General features: G+C 64.4%; 11 protein-coding genes. 5 read left to right on the top strand and 6 right to left on the bottom strand.

What is annotated here, in order from left to right:
* Nucleotides 1–30: 30 nt before the first annotated feature.
* Together C404_RS43650 and C404_RS43645 are read right to left on the bottom strand one after the other, a co-directional pair.
* Nucleotides 31–3,348: a carboxyl transferase domain-containing protein gene (locus C404_RS43650; protein ID WP_021195115.1), complete on the bottom strand. Its 3,318-nt coding sequence runs from the start codon at nucleotides 3,346–3,348 to the stop codon at nucleotides 31–33.
* Between the two features lie 14 nt (nucleotides 3,349–3,362).
* On the bottom strand, nucleotides 3,363–5,066 hold the full coding sequence (locus C404_RS43645) for an AMP-binding protein (protein ID WP_021195114.1): 1,704 nt from the start codon (nucleotides 5,064–5,066) through the stop codon (nucleotides 3,363–3,365).
* Between the two features lie 202 nt (nucleotides 5,067–5,268).
* On the opposite strand from C404_RS43645, the gene C404_RS43640 reads away from it, so the two are divergent.
* Nucleotides 5,269–6,012, top strand: a complete 744-nt coding sequence (locus C404_RS43640) for a TetR/AcrR family transcriptional regulator (protein WP_031329423.1) — start codon at nucleotides 5,269–5,271, stop codon at nucleotides 6,010–6,012.
* On the opposite strand, the gene C404_RS43635 is transcribed toward C404_RS43640, so the two are convergent.
* A complete protein-coding gene (locus C404_RS43635) occupies nucleotides 5,996–6,811 on the bottom strand; it encodes an MBL fold metallo-hydrolase (protein WP_031329422.1) in 816 nt (271 codons plus the stop codon). The two genes, C404_RS43640 and C404_RS43635, sit on opposite strands and share 17 nt — an antisense overlap.
* A gap of 252 nt (nucleotides 6,812–7,063) precedes the next feature.
* Here C404_RS43635 and C404_RS43630 point away from each other — a divergent pair, with 252 nt between their 5' ends.
* Nucleotides 7,064–8,545 carry a DEAD/DEAH box helicase gene (locus C404_RS43630; RefSeq protein ID WP_021195111.1) on the top strand — a complete coding sequence of 494 codons (1,482 nt, stop codon included), beginning with the start codon at nucleotides 7,064–7,066 and terminating at the stop codon, nucleotides 8,543–8,545.
* 39 nt (nucleotides 8,546–8,584) lie between these two features.
* Here C404_RS43630 and gluQRS read toward each other — a convergent pair whose 3' ends face one another.
* Nucleotides 8,585–9,529 carry a tRNA glutamyl-Q(34) synthetase GluQRS gene (gene gluQRS / locus C404_RS43625; protein ID WP_021195110.1) on the bottom strand — a complete coding sequence of 315 codons (945 nt, stop codon included), beginning with the start codon at nucleotides 9,527–9,529 and terminating at the stop codon, nucleotides 8,585–8,587.
* Nucleotides 9,530–9,596: 67 nt separating this feature from the next.
* Nucleotides 9,597–10,499 carry a LysR family transcriptional regulator gene (locus tag C404_RS43620; RefSeq protein ID WP_021195109.1) on the bottom strand — a complete coding sequence of 301 codons (903 nt, stop codon included), beginning with the start codon at nucleotides 10,497–10,499 and terminating at the stop codon, nucleotides 9,597–9,599.
* A 106-nt stretch (nucleotides 10,500–10,605) separates the two neighbouring features.
* Here C404_RS43620 and C404_RS43615 point away from each other — a divergent pair, with 106 nt between their 5' ends.
* On the top strand, nucleotides 10,606–11,304 hold the full coding sequence (locus C404_RS43615) for a pirin family protein (protein WP_021195108.1): 699 nt from the start codon (nucleotides 10,606–10,608) through the stop codon (nucleotides 11,302–11,304).
* A gap of 78 nt (nucleotides 11,305–11,382) precedes the next feature.
* Nucleotides 11,383–11,955: a flavodoxin family protein gene (locus C404_RS43610; protein ID WP_021195107.1), complete on the top strand. Its 573-nt coding sequence runs from the start codon at nucleotides 11,383–11,385 to the stop codon at nucleotides 11,953–11,955.
* A gap of 185 nt (nucleotides 11,956–12,140) precedes the next feature.
* On the opposite strand, the gene C404_RS43605 is transcribed toward C404_RS43610, so the two are convergent.
* The gene (locus C404_RS43605; RefSeq protein ID WP_021195106.1) at nucleotides 12,141–12,989 is read right to left on the bottom strand and encodes a sulfurtransferase; all 849 of its coding nucleotides are present in this window, start codon (nucleotides 12,987–12,989) and stop codon (nucleotides 12,141–12,143) included.
* 149 nt (nucleotides 12,990–13,138) lie between these two features.
* Here C404_RS43605 and dnaE point away from each other — a divergent pair, with 149 nt between their 5' ends.
* A complete protein-coding gene (gene dnaE, locus C404_RS43600; RefSeq protein WP_031329420.1) occupies nucleotides 13,139–16,669 on the top strand; it encodes a DNA polymerase III subunit alpha in 3,531 nt (1,176 codons plus the stop codon).
* Nucleotides 16,670–16,695: the final 26 nt, after the last annotated feature.

Here is a 16,695-nt window from a genome sequence, read left to right as displayed (position 1 = left end):
CTTGTTGTGTGGGGCGTTCTGTCTTCTCGTCTACCAGGTGTCGATGAAGCGGCGCGACGCTGGGTCGCGCGCGTGGCGCGGTTGCGCAGGCGGTGTCGATTGCAACCCACGCAGCAGCCAGCGGCGCGTATCGGCTGGGTCGATCACGGCGTCGATCTCCAGATAGCTGGCGATGTTGAGCGCGCGGCCTTCCTCGTAAGCCGCATCGACCATCTTGCGGAACAGCGCCTCGCGCTCCACGGGGTCTTCCACCGCTTCCAGCTCCTTGCGGTAGCCGAGGCGGATAGCGCCTTCGATGCCCATGCCGCCAAATTCGCCGCTCGGCCACGACGCCGTGAAGAACGGGGCGTGGAAGCCGCCGGCCGCCATTGCCATCGCCCCCAGGCCGTAGCCCTTGCGCAGCACGACAGTAAAGAAGGGCACGCGCAGATTGCCGGCGGTGACGAACATGCGGCTCACGTGCCGTACGGTGGCCGTCTTCTCCGCTTCGGGGCCGACCATGAAGCCTGGCGTGTCGCACAGCGAGACGATGGGCAGATCAAACGCGTTGCACAGCTGCATGAAGCGCGATGCCTTGTCGGCCGCGGCCGAATCGATGGCGCCGCCCAGATGCCGCGGATTGTTGGCGATGCAGCCGAACGCGCGGCCCTCGATGCGGATCAGCGCAGCAATGATGCCCACGCCAAACGCCTGGCGCAGTTCCAACACTGAACCGGTATCGGCCAAGGCTTCGATCACGGTGCGCATGTCGTAGCTGCGCATGCGGTTTTCGGGAATCACGTGACGCAGGTGGCGTGCGTCGCCGGCGTCCCAGTGGGGGAGCGGCCCTTGGAAGTAGCTCAGGTAGCGGCGCGCGGTATCTACCGCTTCAGCTTCGTCTTCGACCAGCACGTCGATCACGCCATTGGGCGCTTGCATGCTGACCGGGCCGACCTCTTCAGGCGCGTACACGCCCAGGCCACCGCCCTCGATCATGGCGGGGCCGCCCATGCCGATGGTGGCGTCGCGCGTGGCGATGATCACGTCGGCGCAACCCAGCAGCGCGGCGTTGCCGGCAAAGCAGCGGCCCGACACGATACCGACGGTCGGCACGAGTCCCGACAAGCGGGCGAAGTGGATGAAGGTCGGGCAGTCCAGGCCGCTCACACCGCGCTTCTCGGTATCGCCCGGCCGGCCGCCGCCGCCTTCGGCAAACAGCACGACCGGCAGCTTCCATTGCTGCGCCAATTCCAGCGCGCGGTCGGTCTTTTTGTGGTTGAAGGTGCCCTGCGTGCCGGCCAGCACGGTGTAGTCGTAGGCGAGCACCATGCAGCGCGCGTCCTGATCGGGGAAGTGCGTGCCGTTGACGGTGCCGATGCCGGTGATGATGCCGTCGGCAGGTGTCGAGCGGATCAAGTCATCGAGCGCACGCCGCTGGCGTTGTGCGGCGATGGCCAGTGCGCCGTATTCGATGAATGAGCCTGCATCGCACAGGTGATCGATGTTTTCGCGTGCGGTGCGCTGGCCCGTCTTGCGGCGGCGTGCGACGGCATCGGGGCGGTTGGCGTCGAGGCCGAAGGCGTGGCGGTCGATGACAGCCTGCAGGTCGGGGCGAATGTGGTCCAGGTCGATCTCGGTGTCGGTGGATTCAGCGTGGTGTTCTGCGTCGCTCGGGAGCAGGGCCACCAGCGGCTGGCCTTCGCGCACCGTGGCGCCGGGTTGTGCGCACACCTGCAGCACTTGTCCAGATGCCGGCGCGAGCACCACATGCTCCATCTTCATCGCTTCAATCACGGCCAGCACTTGCCCGCGCGCCACGGTGTCGCCGGGTTGGGCGTTGAGCTGGATTAGGGCGCCGTCCATCGGTGCGGTCAGCAGTTCGGCATCGTCTGGCAGCGCGTCAAGCAGCGATTCGCCCGATTCGGTATCGTGGTCGTCCCCCACGTCTGCTGACGCGTGGAGCGCAGGATGCGCGCCATCGCTGGCGCTCACCAGCTCGGCCAGGCGCTCATCCAGAAACTTTGTGTGCACGGCGTTGGTCTGCACCCGGGCATCGCTCAGAAGGTCTTGCAGCAGGCGCTTGTTGGTCACCAATCCTTCGATGCGGAACTCGCACAACGCGCGGTAGGTTTGGGCCAGGGTTTGCGCATAGGTGCCGCGCGGCGCATGCACGATCAACTTGGCCAGCAGCGAATCGAAACGCGGGTTGGGGCGGTAGCCGGCGTAGCCGCAGGTGTCGACGCGCACGCCGGGGCCGTTGGGCGGCTCGAACGCGGTGAGCGTGCCGGTGGAAGGATGCGGCTGGCCAGACGCATCGAGCGTCTCAGCGTTGATGCGTACCTGCACGGCATGGCCGCGTGGCGCGATCGACTGGTCGAGCCCAAGTTCCGCCAGTGACGCACCTTGCGCCAGCGCCAGTTGCGTCACCACCAGATCGACGCCCGTCACCATCTCCGTGACGGTGTGTTCGACCTGCACGCGCGGGTTGGCTTCCATGAAGTAGAACGTGGCGTGCGGTGTGCCGGCGCCTTCCACGAGGAACTCAAATGTGCCGATGCCGCAGTAGCCCGCCGCTTTGGCGAGTGTCACCGCTGCATCGGCGATGCGCGTACGCAGTGCATCGTCCAAGGCGGGGCTGGGCGCAATCTCGATCAGCTTCTGGTGACGGCGCTGCAGGCTGCATTCGCGCTCGCCGAGGTGCGCGACGTTGCCTTGCGCATCGGCAACGATCTGGATCTCAATATGACGCGGCGCGGGTACCAGCGCTTCGACATACACCTCGCCGCTGCCGAATGCAGCGGTGGCTTCGGACACGCAGCGCGCATACGCCTCGGCAATCGCCTGAGCATCGTGCACGGCGCGCATGCCGCGCCCACCGCCGCCGGCCACGGCCTTGATCATCATGCCGTGCGAGGGCGGCAGCGCAGCGAAGAATGCTTGCGCATCTTCGAGCGAAGTCGCGCCTCGCGTGCCGTTGACGATGGGAATGCCGGCTTCATGTGCGAGCGCGCGTGCGCGGGCCTTGTCGCCGAAGAGGTCGAGCACGCGCGGTGCTGGCCCGATGAACTGCACGCCCGCCTCTGCACACCGACGCGCAAAGGCGGCATTCTCGCTCAGGAATCCGTAACCGGGGTGGATGGCATCTGCGCCCACAGCGCGTGCGGCGGCGAGGATGGCTTCCCCATCGAGATAGGCGCGTGGGCCGGTGCCGGGCAGGTGCACCGCTTCATCTGCGCGAAGTACATGCAAGGCATCGCGGTCGTCTTCCGAATAAATGGCGACGGAAGGCAGGCCCACCGTGGCGGCGGCGCGGGCAATGCGAATGGCGATCTCGCCGCGATTGGCGATCAGCAGTTTGCGAAACGTCATGGAGCAAGTGTGGGTTAGAGCTGTTCTGCGAGCGGCGCGAGATCTTGCTTGCGCACCTTGCCGGTGGCCGTGAGCGGCAGCGCCTCGACGATGCGTACGATGGGCACCTTGTAGACAGCCATGTTCTCGTGGCACCAGTTGGTGAGCGTGGCGTCGTCCAGCGTGCCGATGGCCTCGGGGCGCAGCATCACGAAGGCGACGGGGCGTTGACCGCGTTGTTCATCGGTGCGGCCCACCACGGCAGAACCGAGGATGGCGGGGTGCTTGCCGAGCATCGCTTCGATCTCCGCAGGGAACACGCTCATGCCGTTGACCTTGAGCATCTCCTTGCGGCGGCCGAGGTAGTGGAGATAGCCGTGCTCGTCGATGCAGCCGATGTCGCCGGTGTGGAACCAGCCATTGCGCAAGGTCTGCGCGGTGGCTTCTGGTTTGTTCCAGTAACCCTTGAGCAGCGTGGGTGTGCGCACGCACAGTTCGCCTTCGGCGCCGATCGGCAACAGCGCTTGCGTGTCGAAATCGCAGATCTTGAAGTCGGTGCCCGGCACCGGCAGGCCCACGAAGATCGGCTGCGAGCGCAGGTCGAAATCATCATCCTGCATGCCGACCGTGAAGCTGTTGCAGGTCTGCGTTTCGGTCATGCCCCAGGCGCTCTCGGCCATCATCGAGCCGGTCAGTTCGCGCCATGCGCGGCGGTATTCGGAGTTCAGCTTCTTCACGAACGATGACACGCCGGTATGCCGCAGCGAGCGCAGGTTGTATTCGTGCACACGCGGATGCGCCATGACCTCGGCTGCACTGTCGACCAGCATTGAACCGTTCGTCACGCGATAGCGCTGCACGCCGGCCATGAAGGCCTCCGCATCCCAGCGCGCAAGCAGCACCAGCGGCACGCCGAGGAACGCAGGGAAGATCAACCCGGTGTTCTCGCCGGCAATCCAGAACTGCGGGTAGAAACTGAGCATGACCGTGTCGGCATTGGCGCGCAACGATACGGCCGAGAACGCGGCGGCCATGTCCACCATATCGCCTTGCGTGTGGATGCAGCCCTTGGGCAGGCCGGTTGTGCCGCCTGTGTAGTTGAGTGCGGCAACAGCATCCAGCGAGGCAGGCGGCAGCGAGATCGGCGTCGTCTTCGCCAGGGCAGGCATCAGGTCGATGGCATCTGCGCAGTCGAGCGGCGGCTCGGTGAGCATCGCCGGAAGCGGTAGCGTCGGTTGCGCAGGGAGGACGTCTGCATAGCGCGTGACGAAGACGTGCCTGAGCGATGTTTCGGCTCGCACATCACGCACCAGCGGCATCAGGCGGTCCAGCACAACGATGGCGCACGGCGTCGCATCGGTGAGCGCATGCATCAGCTCGGCACGCTGCGATAGCGGACTGATCGGCACATACACCGCACCCAGCTTCAGGATGCCAAAGAACACCGCGTTGAACTGCGGACAGTTCGACAGGAACACTGCCACCCGGTCACCCGCGCCAATGCCGTGTTGGGCGAGCAGGGCAGCAAAGCGGTCGGACAGATCATCTAACTGGGCGAACGTGGTGTCGTGCCCGTAGAAGTGGATGGCTGGCTTGTCTGGCGTGGTGCGCGCCCAATGGCGCAGGTAATCGGTGAGGGGCGCGCGCCCTACGGGATAGTGGGGCTCGCGGGGGGTATCGACCGGCCATGCGCGCGCCCAGAGCGCGCGAACGCGGCCGAGATACTCGGACTCGTCCATCGCCAAAGCTTGTCTCCGTTGGGTTGTGCAGTGCGTGCGCAAAGTGACGCCGCACTATCTATACTTATTGGTAATTTTTTATACCAGCGGGTAGAAATATAGGAAGCGCCGTTTGATGCGTCAAGCATTTCAGCGGCGTGATGCCCCCCCAGATGCGCAGACGCGACGGCGCATCCAAAGGCGGCATGCGAGAATGCGCACCATGTCCATCGTCCGCAAATCTGCTGTTTCCGACGTGCAACCGTCTGCTGAAACCGAGGCTCCTGAGGCACCTCCGGCCCCTGCGCCCCCTGCGCCCCCTGCACCCGTTACGCGCCCGCATATCGCCGAGCGCCAGGAGGCGCGCCGCCGGCAGATTCTCGACACCGCCGCCCAGCTCTTCTTCACCAAGGGCTATGCCGGCATGACGATGAGTGACCTGTGCACCGCGTTGGGCGTGACCAAGCCTGCGGTGTACTACTACTTCACCGACAAGTACGAGATCTTCGACATCCTCTGCCGCGAGGCCGCGCAGATCTGCTTGTCGGCCATCCGCGAGACGGCCGATCCGGCGCTGCCGGTGCGGGAGCGTCTACAGGCCTGCCTGCTTGAGATGGCGCGCCGCTGCATCGACTGCCACTACGCCGCCGCGCTTACGTACCGCGACCGCCAATATCTACGCCCCGAAACCGTGGAGTGGCTGCACGGCATGTCGCGTGGCTACTACCGCGATCTGTATGCGCTGCTGGATGAAGGCAAGCGCGCCGGCGTGTTCGACTTTGGCGATGCGCGCGTCGCGGCGCACTCGATGGGCGGCGTGATGGGCTTCATGTACACATGGCACGACCCATCGCGTATCGACGCCAATGTGCTGGCGCACGAGCTGTCGAGCGCCATGATGAAGATCATCCTGCCGGCTGCCCCCAGCCCGGCAGTCTCCAGCCCGGCAACTACGCCCGCGTCTTGAGCGTTGTGCCCGCCGGTGTCTTTGGCATGGCGGGCAGGCGGAAGATCTCTGGTGTCATCAGGTCGATGCCGCAGTCGAGCGTTTCCACCCAATCGATGAAGCGGTTGACCATGGCCTTCCCGCGGAAGGCCTGGCCGTGCTGCGGCACGATCCATTCGATATCCAGCCCGCGTACCATCTGTGCCCACAGCCGGCAGACTCGGTTGCCGCTCATGTAGCGGCGGTGGAAGGGCGCCATCAGTGGCAGGTGCGCGTCAAAGTCCTCCACCGGCTTGGCCGCCACGTTGGCGTGCACCATCGATGCGCCCAGGTCACCCGAAAAGAGAATCCGCGATTCCGGATCGTAGAACTGGAAGTTGCCCTCCGAGTGCAGGAAATGCGCCGGCACTGCCAGCAGGTGCGATTGCCCCAGCGGAATCGCCATGCCCGTATCCGGAATCGGCACGATGCGGCCTTCGGTCTTGCCCACATTGCAGAAGTGCGGCAGAAAGCGCTCCCACACGCGTGAGATCAAGATGTCGCAACTGGAGCTCGTGAGCCAGCGCCCGGCGGAGGCGACGATATCCGGGTCTGCGTGCGAGGCGAGCACGTAATCGAGCTGCTTGGGCGGAAAGTAGCTGTTCATCGCCAGATAGAGCGCGTTGTACGTCATCTGGCCACCTGGGTCGATCAGCGCGCCGTGGCCGTGATTGACGATCAGGAACTGGTTGGTCTGCACTGGCAGGTCGTCGTGATCGTCCACCAGGTCGGAAAACATCAGACAGACATGCCCGGGCGTTTCATAAAGCGTGGTCACCATGGAGGGAGAGGGGCGCAGGTTGGGATGCCCGATGGTCGCGCAGCGTAGGCCTGGGCCTATTGATCCGTGTCAAGGCAGATGGGGTGCCCGCGCGGGCGCCGGCATGCTGTTCATCCGGCCTGTGCCGACCCTCACGTGATAAACTTTTGATTTTTAACGCTTTGCGCGAGCCGCTTGCGGGTTTTCCGCTTGGGTCTGTCGCGCCTGCCATGCCCCTCGGCATGCCGCATCTCCCCTATGAATACTGCAACGATGTCTGAAGCGTCTGAAGCACCGGCCACCGAATCGGTGACATTCGACAGCTTCGGCCTGCATCCGGACGTCCTTCGCGCGCTGACCGAAAGCGGCTACACCAAGCCCACGCCCATCCAGGCTGCCGCCATTCCGGTGGTCACCGCCGGCCGCGACGTCATGGGCGCTGCGCAAACGGGTACCGGCAAGACCGCCGGCTTCTCGCTGCCGATCATCCACAACCTGTTGCCCGACGCCAATACGAGTGCATCGCCGGCACGTCACCCGGTGCGGGCGCTGATTCTCACGCCCACGCGTGAGCTGGCCGACCAGGTGTACGACAACGTCGCCAAGTACGCGAAGTACACGGCGCTGCGTAGCGCAGTCGTGTTCGGTGGTGTCGACATGAACCCGCAGACCGAGCAACTGCGTCGCGGCGTGGAAATCCTTGTCGCCACGCCGGGCCGCCTGCTCGACCACGTGCAGCAGCGCAGCGTGAACCTGTCGCAAGTGCGCATGCTGGTGCTGGACGAAGCCGACCGCATGCTCGACATGGGCTTCCTGCCCGACCTGCAGCGCATCATCAACCTGCTGCCGGCGCATCGACAGACGCTGTTGTTCTCGGCCACGTTCTCGCCCGAGATCAAGAAGCTGGCTGCCAGCTACCTGCGCCATCCGCAAACCATTGAAGTGGCACGCAGCAACGCCACGGCAGAGAACGTCCGCCAGGTCATCTACACCGTGCCGGACAACCACAAGCAGGCCGCGCTTGTGCATCTGTTGAAGCAGCGTGCGGAGCAGGGCCTGCCGCGCCAGTGCATCGTGTTCTCCAACAGCAAGATCGGTTGCTCGCGTCTGGCGCGCGCGCTGGAGCGCGAAGGCATCAACGCCAACGCCATCCACGGCGACAAGACGCAGACCGAGCGGATGCAGACGCTCGAAGCCTTCAAGCAGGGCACCGTTGATGTGCTGGTCGCCACTGACGTGGCCGCGCGCGGGCTCGACATCTCGCAGATGCCGTGCGTGATCAACTTTGATCTGCCGTTCAACGCAGAAGACTACGTGCACCGCATCGGCCGCACGGGCCGCGCCGGCGCCTCGGGTGATGCACTGTCGCTGTTCGCGCCGGGCGACGAGCGTTTCCTGGCCGACATCGAAAAGCTGATCAAGCGCAATCTGCCGCGCGAGCAACTGACCGATTTCGACCCGACCGGCGAACAGGCCCGTGACCGCGAACGCCGCGAGCGCGATGAAAAGCGTGCCCGTGGTGAAGTCCGCCGTGCCCGCGAGCGCGATGAGCGCAATGGCGCCCGTGTGCTGGATCACACCATCGTGCGTCCGGCGTTCCGCCCGTCGGACGATCCGTTCTTCAATCGTCCGTACGAATCGGCGGTGCCTGCTGAATCGGCAGACGCCGCCAAGCCGGCACAACCCGCTGGCCATCCGCGCAGCGCCAAGCGCCCGATCGCAGCGCTCCTCGGTGGCGTGCCGCGCAAGCGCTAAGTCAGTCTGTTGAAAACGGCGGCGATCAAGCCGCCGGGATCACGTAGTTGCCAATCGTGCAAGGCGATTGGCCCAGGCCGGGACGGCGTCCCGGTAAAACCCTTCCAGATCTCCTGCCCGAATCTCCAGCCCCAGATGCCGCGCCGCTTCGGTCAGCGCGGCCAGCGGCTGGCTGCGGTTGATGGCGCGTGCGCCGGTCTGCTTGCTCAGCTTTTCACCGTCTGTGTTGACCACCACCGGCACGTGCATGTAGCGCACGGGTGGTAGCCCAAGCAGTTGCTGCAGATAGATCTGACGCGGCGTCGAGTCGAGCAGGTCGGCCCCGCGCACCACGTCGGTGATGCCCTGTGCGGCATCGTCAGCCACCACGGCAATCTGATACGCCCACATGCCATCGGCGCGCTTGAGCACGAAATCGCCCACAGCTTCGGCCAGGTTCTGACACTGCGTGCCTTGCCAGCGGTCCTCAAAGCAGATTGTGGCGGTGTCGGCCTCCGGCACGCGCACACGCCATGCGCGTGGCGGGCGCCCGTTCAAGCCGTTGCGACAGGTGCCGGGATAGATGAGTGTCTGGTGGCGCAGGCGGCCATTCGCGTCGATGGTGGTAACGGAATCCGCAATCTCGCGACGCGTGCAGCCGCATGGGTAGAGCCGGTCGACGGCCTGCAGTTGTGCCAGCGCTGTTTCGAAACGATGCAGGTGCGCGCTCTGCCATTGCGGTGCTTCGTCGGGCACCAGGCCAAGCGCTTCGAGTGCGGCAAGGATGTCGCGATCGGCGCCGGGCACATTGCGCTGGAAGTCGATGTCTTCAATGCGCACCAGCCACGCGCCACCGTGCACGCGGGCATCAAGCCAGCTTGCCAGCGCAGTGACCAGTGAACCGATGTGCAGCGGCCCGGTAGGCGAGGGCGCAAAGCGGCCACGGTACGTGCCGCGCACCGGTGTGGCAGAAAGATCGGGAAAATCGAGATTGGCTTGGGACAACGCAAAACTCCAGGCACGGATTCCACTATTTTGCGCGATTTTGCCTGCGTACCCTCTGCAATTGCCGCTACTGCATCAGCAGTGCCTGGGCCAAACGCGGGTCTTCCAGCTTGTCGACCCACCATTGCAATGCCTTGCCGCGCATGTTGTTGCGCCATGCCACCTGGAATGTGCCGAGGCGGCGGTCTTCGGTGGTTTCCTTGGCGATCAGCACACCGGAATCCAGATACGGCTGCGCCAGCGGTACCGGCAGCCAACCGCAACCCAGGCCGCGGATCTGCGCCTGGATCTTGTCATCCATGGTTGGCACGACCAGCGTGTCCTGGCCGGCCATGACACCGATGGTGCGTGCCGGCAGATTGCGTGACGTATCGCCCACGGCAACGATGCGTTGGCGCGCGATGGCCGCTGCGGGGACAGGCTCCTGTGCCTGCGCAAGTGGGTGGTGCGTTGCCACCGCAAAGACGAATGGAATGGCGCCAAGCGTGCGCGTCTGTACACCCTGTACCGGCGCGGTGTGTGCGGGGCCAAGCAGCAGATCGGCGCGCCCGGAGAGCAGGGCGTCCCACGTGCCGCCCAGGACTTCACGGCTGAAGCGCAAGCGGGTGGCGGTGTTCTCAGCGTAGAAATCCTGGATCACCGGCAGCAGTGCGCGGAAGTACACAAGGTTATCCAGCACGATGGTCAGCGTGGCTTCCCAGCCGGTGGCCAGGCGCTTGACGCGTCGGGCCAGATCGTCGGCGGCCTGCAGCAGGTGGCGGCCTTCGTCGAGCAGTGCGCGGCCGGCGGGCGTGAGTTCCGCGCGGTGGCGGCGGCGGTCAAACAGCAACACATCCAGGTCATCCTCCAGCTTGCGCACCACATACGTGAGCGCGGAGGGCACCTTGCCCAGTTCATGCGCGGCGGCGGCAAAGCTGCCCTTGCGTTCGATCGCGTCCAAGACTTCCAGGGATTCCAGCGAGAGCGCCATATTCAGAATTTTTGATGGAATGAATCAAAGCCGTACGGCGCAACTATAGCCAATCTGCGTACCATTCACACATCAACGCAGTAATTTGGATAGGAGATTCATCAAAATGATTGAAATCCGCCACTCTCAAGACCGCGGTTATGCAGACCACGGCTGGCTCAAGTCGTATCACAGCTTCTCGTTTGCCGATTACATGGACCCGGAGCACGTCCAGTTCGGGCCGCTACGCGTCATCAACGAAGACCGTGTCGCCGCCGGCATGGGCTTCGGCACGCACGGCCACCGCGACATGGAAATCATCAGCTACGTGCTTGATGGCGAACTGGCGCACAAGGACAGCATGGGCAACGGCAGCGTACTGCGCCCCGGTGACGTGCAACGCATGACGGCTGGGACAGGCGTACGTCACTCCGAGTTCAACCACGCGCAGGACCAGACCACGCATTTTCTGCAGATCTGGGTGCTGCCTGCGGAGTTGAACCTCACGCCTGGCTACGAAGAGCGCCGCTTTGATGATGCAGCCAAGCGTGGCAAGCTGGTACTCATTGCCAGCAGCGACGGACGCAGTGACTCGGTGACGGTGCATCAGGACATGTCGCTGTACGCCGGCAAGTTCGATGGTGCTGAAACCGCCACGCTGCCCATCACCGAGGGCCGCCGTGCCTATGTGCACGTCGTGCGCGGCAAGATCAGCGTCAACGGCTGCACGCTCGTCGGCGGAGACGCAGCCAAGCTGAGCCAGGAAAGTGCGGTGACGCTCACTGGTGGCGAAGACAGCGAAGTGCTGGTGTTCGATTTGCCGTAATGTTGGCGGCGCACGCTGTGTGCGCCGTTTTTCTTTTCCGTTGTTCTCCCGCCGTACCCCAACCCAAAGAGGATTCCCATGGCACGCGTTGCAGTCGTTTATCACAGTGGTTATGGCCACACCAAGAAGCAGGCCGAGGCCGTGTTTGCGGGCGTGCAGAACGCCGGCGCCGAAGCCCACCTGATCTCGGTGGCCGACGTCAATGACGACACCTGGGCGCTGCTCGCCGGTGTTGACGCCATCGTCTTTGGCGCGCCGACCTACATGGGCGGCGTCTCGGGCGACTTCAAGAAATTTGCCGATGCCTCGTCCAAGGCGTGGTTCACGGGCGCGTGGAAGGACAAGATTGCCGCGGGCTTCACGAACTCGGCCTCGACGAACGGCGACAAGTTCTCGTCGATCCAGTATCTGTGGACGCTGTCGCAGCAGCACGGAATGATCTGGGTGGGCACGGGCATGATGCCGGCCAGCAGCAAGGCCGCCACGCGTAACGACATCAACTACCTGGGCGGGTTTGGCGGTGCGTTGTCGCAATCGCCGTCGGATGCGAGCCCGGAAGAGGGCCCGCTGCCCGGCGATCTGGAGACCGCCAAGCTGTTCGGTGAGCGCGTTGTCGCCATCACCAACCAGCTCGTGCGCGGCCGTCAGTAAGAAGGTTGATCGCGCAAAGAAAAACGCCGGCATGTCCGGCGTTTTTTGTTGGCTAGTGACCGGTCAGAACCGCGTGCCTGCCCCGCAGAACACGCCCCGGTTCGAGCCGCCAGCGCAACTCGTCGAGCAGCCGCCCAGTGCTGCAAGGCAAAGTAGGCTGACGAGGAGGGCGGCGGCAAGACGCTTCATGCGGCGGCGCGGGTTTGGTTGCTCGCGCAGTGCGGGCAACGCTGGCCAGGGATGTAATTGGGCGATTGCTGCTCTTCCGGCGTGACGACCGCGCGACAGGCGAAGCATTGCTTCGGGCCGGCCGGCAGCAGTTCAGGATTCAGCGCCGTGCGGTGGTCGAAGACGAAGCAATCGCCGTCGTAGTGGTCACCGCCGACTTCTTCAAAGTATTTGAGGATGCCGCCCTCGAGCTGGTACACGCGCTCCACGCCGATCTCCTGCATGTGGATCGCGGCCTTTTCGCAGCGGATGCCGCCCGTGCAGAACGACACGACGGTCTTGCCGGCAAAGTCGTCCTTATGCGCGGCAATGGCGGGCGGGAATTCGGTGAACTTCTTGAGGTTGTATTCGACGACGTTCTTGAAGGTGCCGACCGCCACTTCGTAGTCATTGCGCGTGTCGAGCATCACCACGGGGCGGCCTTCGTCGTCGTGGCCCTGGTCGAGCCAGCGCTTGAGATCCGGCGGCGCGACCGACGGCGCACGACCGTCTTCCGGGCGGATCAGCGGATGGCGCATGGTGATGATCTCTTTCTTCAGGCGCACCAGCAGTCGGCGGAACGGCTGATGGTCAGACAGGCTTTCCTTCGGAGCCAGATCGGCAAAGCGTGGGTCGGCGCGCAGCCAGCCGACGATGCCGTCGATCGCCTCACGTGAGCCGGCCAGGAAGATGTTGATGCCCTCGGGCGCCAGCAGCACGGTGCCCTTGAGCTCGCGCGCCTGGCACTCGGCCAGCAGGGCGGGGCGCAGGGTCTCGCGGTCTTCGAGGGTGACGAATTTGTAAGCGGAAATATTGACGATCTGCATGTGCTGCCGCGCCGATTTTGGGGCGCCTGGGTAACCCGTTGATTCGTAAGCCGAAATTATAACGGCCCACGCAGCGGTGCGGGTTGCCGCAGGTCAATTCGGCAGGCGCCGAATGCTTGACGGAAGGTGTCAGCCGTTACAATACGCGGATGAATTCGCCGCGCTTCGTCCACCTCCGTCTCCACTCCGAATATTCCGTCGTCGATGGCAACGTCCGCCTTGACGACGCCGTCAAGGCCGCCGCCAAAGATGGCATGGGCGCCCTGGCGCTAACCGACCTCGCCAACGCCTTCGGCCTCGTGCGCTTCTACAAGGAAGCGCGCGGCAAGGGCGTCAAGCCCATCGTCGGTGCCGACGTGTGGATCACCAATCACGACGAACGCGACAAGCCCAGCCGCCTGCTGCTGCTGGTGCGCAACAAGCAGGGTTATCTGAACCTGTGCCAATTGCTGGCACGTGCTTGGCTGAGCAATCAACATCGCGGTCGCGCAGAAATCGCCTCCGAATGGTTCGACGAGCCCGGCGTGGAGGAAGCGCCGCTGGCGACCGGCTTGCTGGCGTTGTCCGGCGGCATGGCTGGCGATATCGGCATGGCGTTGGCAAACGGCAATGATGCGCTGGCGCGCAAGCTGGCGACGAACTGGTCGCGCGTGTTTCCGGGCGCGTTCTACATCGAGCTGCAGCGTGCCGGTCATGCCGGCACGGAAGCCTACGTCCAGCAAGCCGTGAAGCTGGCCGCGGCGATGCACCTGCCGGTGGTCGCCACGCATCCGGTGCAGTTCATGACGCCGGACGACTTCACCGCACACGAGGCGCGCACCTGCATCTCGGAAGGTGAGCTGCTCGCCAATCCGCGCCGCGCCCGACGCTTCACGACCGACCAGTATTTCAAGACGCAGGACGAGATGTGCGCGCTGTTTGCCGACATCCCGTCTGCGCTCGCCAATGCGGTGCAGATCGCACAGCGCTGCAACCTCACGCTGGAGCTGGGCAAGCCCAAGCTGCCGCTGTTCCCGACGCCCGACGGCATGTCGCTGGATGACTACCTTGTCCAGCTCGCCAAGGAAGGCCTGGAAAAGCGCATGGAAGTGCTGTTCCCCGACGAGGCGGTGCGTGAATCCAAGCGGCCCGAGTACTACGCCCGCCTGGAATTCGAGACCGGCACCATCATCAAGATGGGTTTCCCGGGCTACTTCCTGATCGTGGCGGACTTCATCAACTGGGCCAAGAACAACGGCGTGCCGGTGGGGCCGGGCCGGGGCTCGGGTGCGGGCTCGCTGGTGGCGTACGCGCTGGGCATTACCGATCTGGACCCGCTCAAGTACAACCTGCTGTTCGAGCGTTTCCTGAACCCGGAACGTGTGTCGATGCCCGACTTCGACATCGACTTCTGCCAGCACGGGCGCGACCGCGTCATCCAGTACGTGAAGGAAAAGTACGGCAAGGACGCCGTCTCGCAGATCGCCACCTTCGGCACCATGGCCGCCAAGGCCGCGGTGCGTGACGTGGGCCGTGTGCTCGACCTCGGCTACAACTTCGTCGACGGCGTGGCCAAGCTGATTCCGTTCAAGCCGGGCAAGCTCGTCACGCTGGAAGAGGCCAAGAAGGAAGAACCGCTGCTGGCCGAGCGCGAAGCCAACGAAGAAGAAGTCAAACAGCTGCTGGAACTCGCGCAGCGTGTGGAAGGCATGACGCGTAACGTCGGCATGCACGCGGGTGGTGTGCTGATCGCCCCGGGCAAGCTGACCGATTTCTGCCCGCTCTACACGCAGGGCGGGGAAGACGCCGGCGTCGTCAGCCAGTACGACAAGGACGACGTGGAAGCCGTCGGTCTGGTCAAGTTCGACTTCTTGGGCTTGACCACGCTGACCATCCTCGATTGGGCCGAGCGCTACATCCGCATGCTCGACCCATCCAAGGCGGACTGGAATTGCAGCCAGATTCCGCTGACGGACAAGGCGGCGTTCGACATCCTCAAATCGGCCAACACGGTCGCCGTGTTCCAGCTGGAAAGCCGCGGCATGCAGGGCATGCTGAAGGACGCCAAGCCTGACCGCTTCGAGGACATCATCGCCCTGGTGGCGCTGTATCGCCCGGGCCCGATGGACCTGATCCCCAGCTTCTGCGCCCGTAAGCACGGCCGCGAGAAGGTGGAGTACCCCGACCCGCGCGTCGAGCCGGTGCTCAAGGAGACCTACGGCATCATGGTCTACCAGGAGCAGGTGATGCAGATGGCGCAGATCGTGGGCGGTTACTCGCTCGGCGGCGCTGACTTGCTGCGCCGCGCGATGGGTAAGAAGAAGGCTGAAGAAATGGCCGAGCACCGCGCGCTGTTCCGCGCGGGTGCGGCCAAGGATGGCCTGACCACCGAAAAGGCCGACGAAATCTTCGACTTGATGGAGAAGTTCGCGGGCTACGGCTTCAACAAGTCGCACGCGGCGGCGTATGCGCTGCTGGCGTATTACACGGCGTGGCTCAAGGCGCATCACCCGGCCGAATTCATGGCAGCCAACATGTCGCTCGCCATGGACGACACCGACAAGGTGAAGATCCTCTATGACGATGCGGTCGGCAAGAACGGCCTGAAGGTGCTGCCGCCCGACATCAACGCGAGCCAGTACCGCTTCGCACCGACCGATGCCAAGACCATCCGCTACGGCCTGGGCGGCATCAAGGGCAGCGGGCAATCTGCGATTGAAGACATCCTGCGCGCGCGTGAAGACGGCCCGTTCAAAGACCTGTTCGACTTCTGCGAGCGCGTGGACCGCCGCCAAGTTAACCGCCGCACGATTGAAGCGCTCGTACGTGCCGGCGCCTTCGATAGCCTCAACGACAACCGCGCGCAGTTGCTCGCCTCGATCGGCTTGGCCATGGAAGCCGCCGAGCAGAAGGCCGCGGCTGCCAACCAGGTGTCGCTCTTCGACCTGATGAGCGGCGACGATGCCGAGGCGCATCGCCCGGAACTTGTCGACGAACCGGCCTGGACCACCAAGCGCAAGCTGCAGGAAGAAAAGCAGGCGCTGGGCTTTTATCTGTCCGGCCACCTGTTCGACGAATGCCGCGATGAGGTGCGCCGCTTTGCGCGTACCACGCTGGCCGACCTCGCCCAGGAAGTCACGAACAAGGGCAACGGTGGTGGTGGGGGCGGTGGCTATGGCAACCGCGATGCGCGCAACAAGACCGTCGCCGGCGTCATCGTCGGCCAGCGCACGCAGATGACCCAGCGCGGCAAGATGCTGATCATCATGCTCGACGACGGCTCCGCCAGCGAAGCCACGGAAGTGACGGTCTTCAACGAAGTCTTCGAAGCCAACCGCGCGCTGTTCAAGGAAGACGAAGTGCTGATCGTGCAGGGCAGTGCCCGCCACGACATGTTCACCGGCGGGGTGCGCGTGACGGCCGAATCGGTGATGGATCTGACGCAGGCGCGTGCCAAGTTTGCCCGCGCCATCCGGTTGTCGATGAACGGCAATTCGACATCCGCTAAGTTGCGCGACCTGTTGACACCCCATGTGGCAACGGATGGCAATGGCGTGTCGGTACGCATCAGCTACATCTGCGAGCAGGCTCGCTGCGAGGCCGTGCTGGGCGATGCCTGGCGCATCGTGCCTAGCGAGGAGGCGATCGCGGCGCTACGTCAGGCGCTGGACGCCGAGAACGTGCTCACGATGTACGACTGATTCGAAGAGGGTGCCGGGGGGCGCCT

This window comes from Ralstonia sp. AU12-08 (assembly GCF_000442475.1).
Taxonomy (GTDB): Bacteria; Pseudomonadota; Gammaproteobacteria; order Burkholderiales; family Burkholderiaceae; genus Ralstonia; species Ralstonia insidiosa.
The sequence above is the reverse complement of the archived record's forward strand: the minus strand, read 5'-3'. Positions and strand labels throughout refer to the sequence as shown.

Bases quoted from the DNA above. Each gene is read 5' to 3' on its own strand.
- dnaE (WP_031329420.1), top strand. From the start codon at position 13,139: ATGAATTCGCCGCGCTTCGTCCACCTCCGTCTCCACTCCGAATATTCC.
- C404_RS43640 (WP_031329423.1), top strand. From the start codon at position 5,269: ATGTCCATCGTCCGCAAATCTGCTGTTTCCGACGTGCAACCGTCTGCT.
- C404_RS43620 (WP_021195109.1), bottom strand. From the start codon at position 10,499: ATGGCGCTCTCGCTGGAATCCCTGGAAGTCTTGGACGCGATCGAACGC.
- C404_RS43650 (WP_021195115.1), bottom strand. From the start codon at position 3,348: ATGACGTTTCGCAAACTGCTGATCGCCAATCGCGGCGAGATCGCCATT.
- C404_RS43610 (WP_021195107.1), top strand. From the start codon at position 11,383: ATGGCACGCGTTGCAGTCGTTTATCACAGTGGTTATGGCCACACCAAG.
- C404_RS43605 (WP_021195106.1), bottom strand. From the start codon at position 12,989: ATGCAGATCGTCAATATTTCCGCTTACAAATTCGTCACCCTCGAAGAC.
- C404_RS43635 (WP_031329422.1), bottom strand. From the start codon at position 6,811: ATGGTGACCACGCTTTATGAAACGCCCGGGCATGTCTGTCTGATGTTT.
- C404_RS43615 (WP_021195108.1), top strand. From the start codon at position 10,606: ATGATTGAAATCCGCCACTCTCAAGACCGCGGTTATGCAGACCACGGC.
- C404_RS43630 (WP_021195111.1), top strand. From the start codon at position 7,064: ATGTCTGAAGCGTCTGAAGCACCGGCCACCGAATCGGTGACATTCGAC.
- C404_RS43645 (WP_021195114.1), bottom strand. From the start codon at position 5,066: ATGGACGAGTCCGAGTATCTCGGCCGCGTTCGCGCGCTCTGGGCGCGC.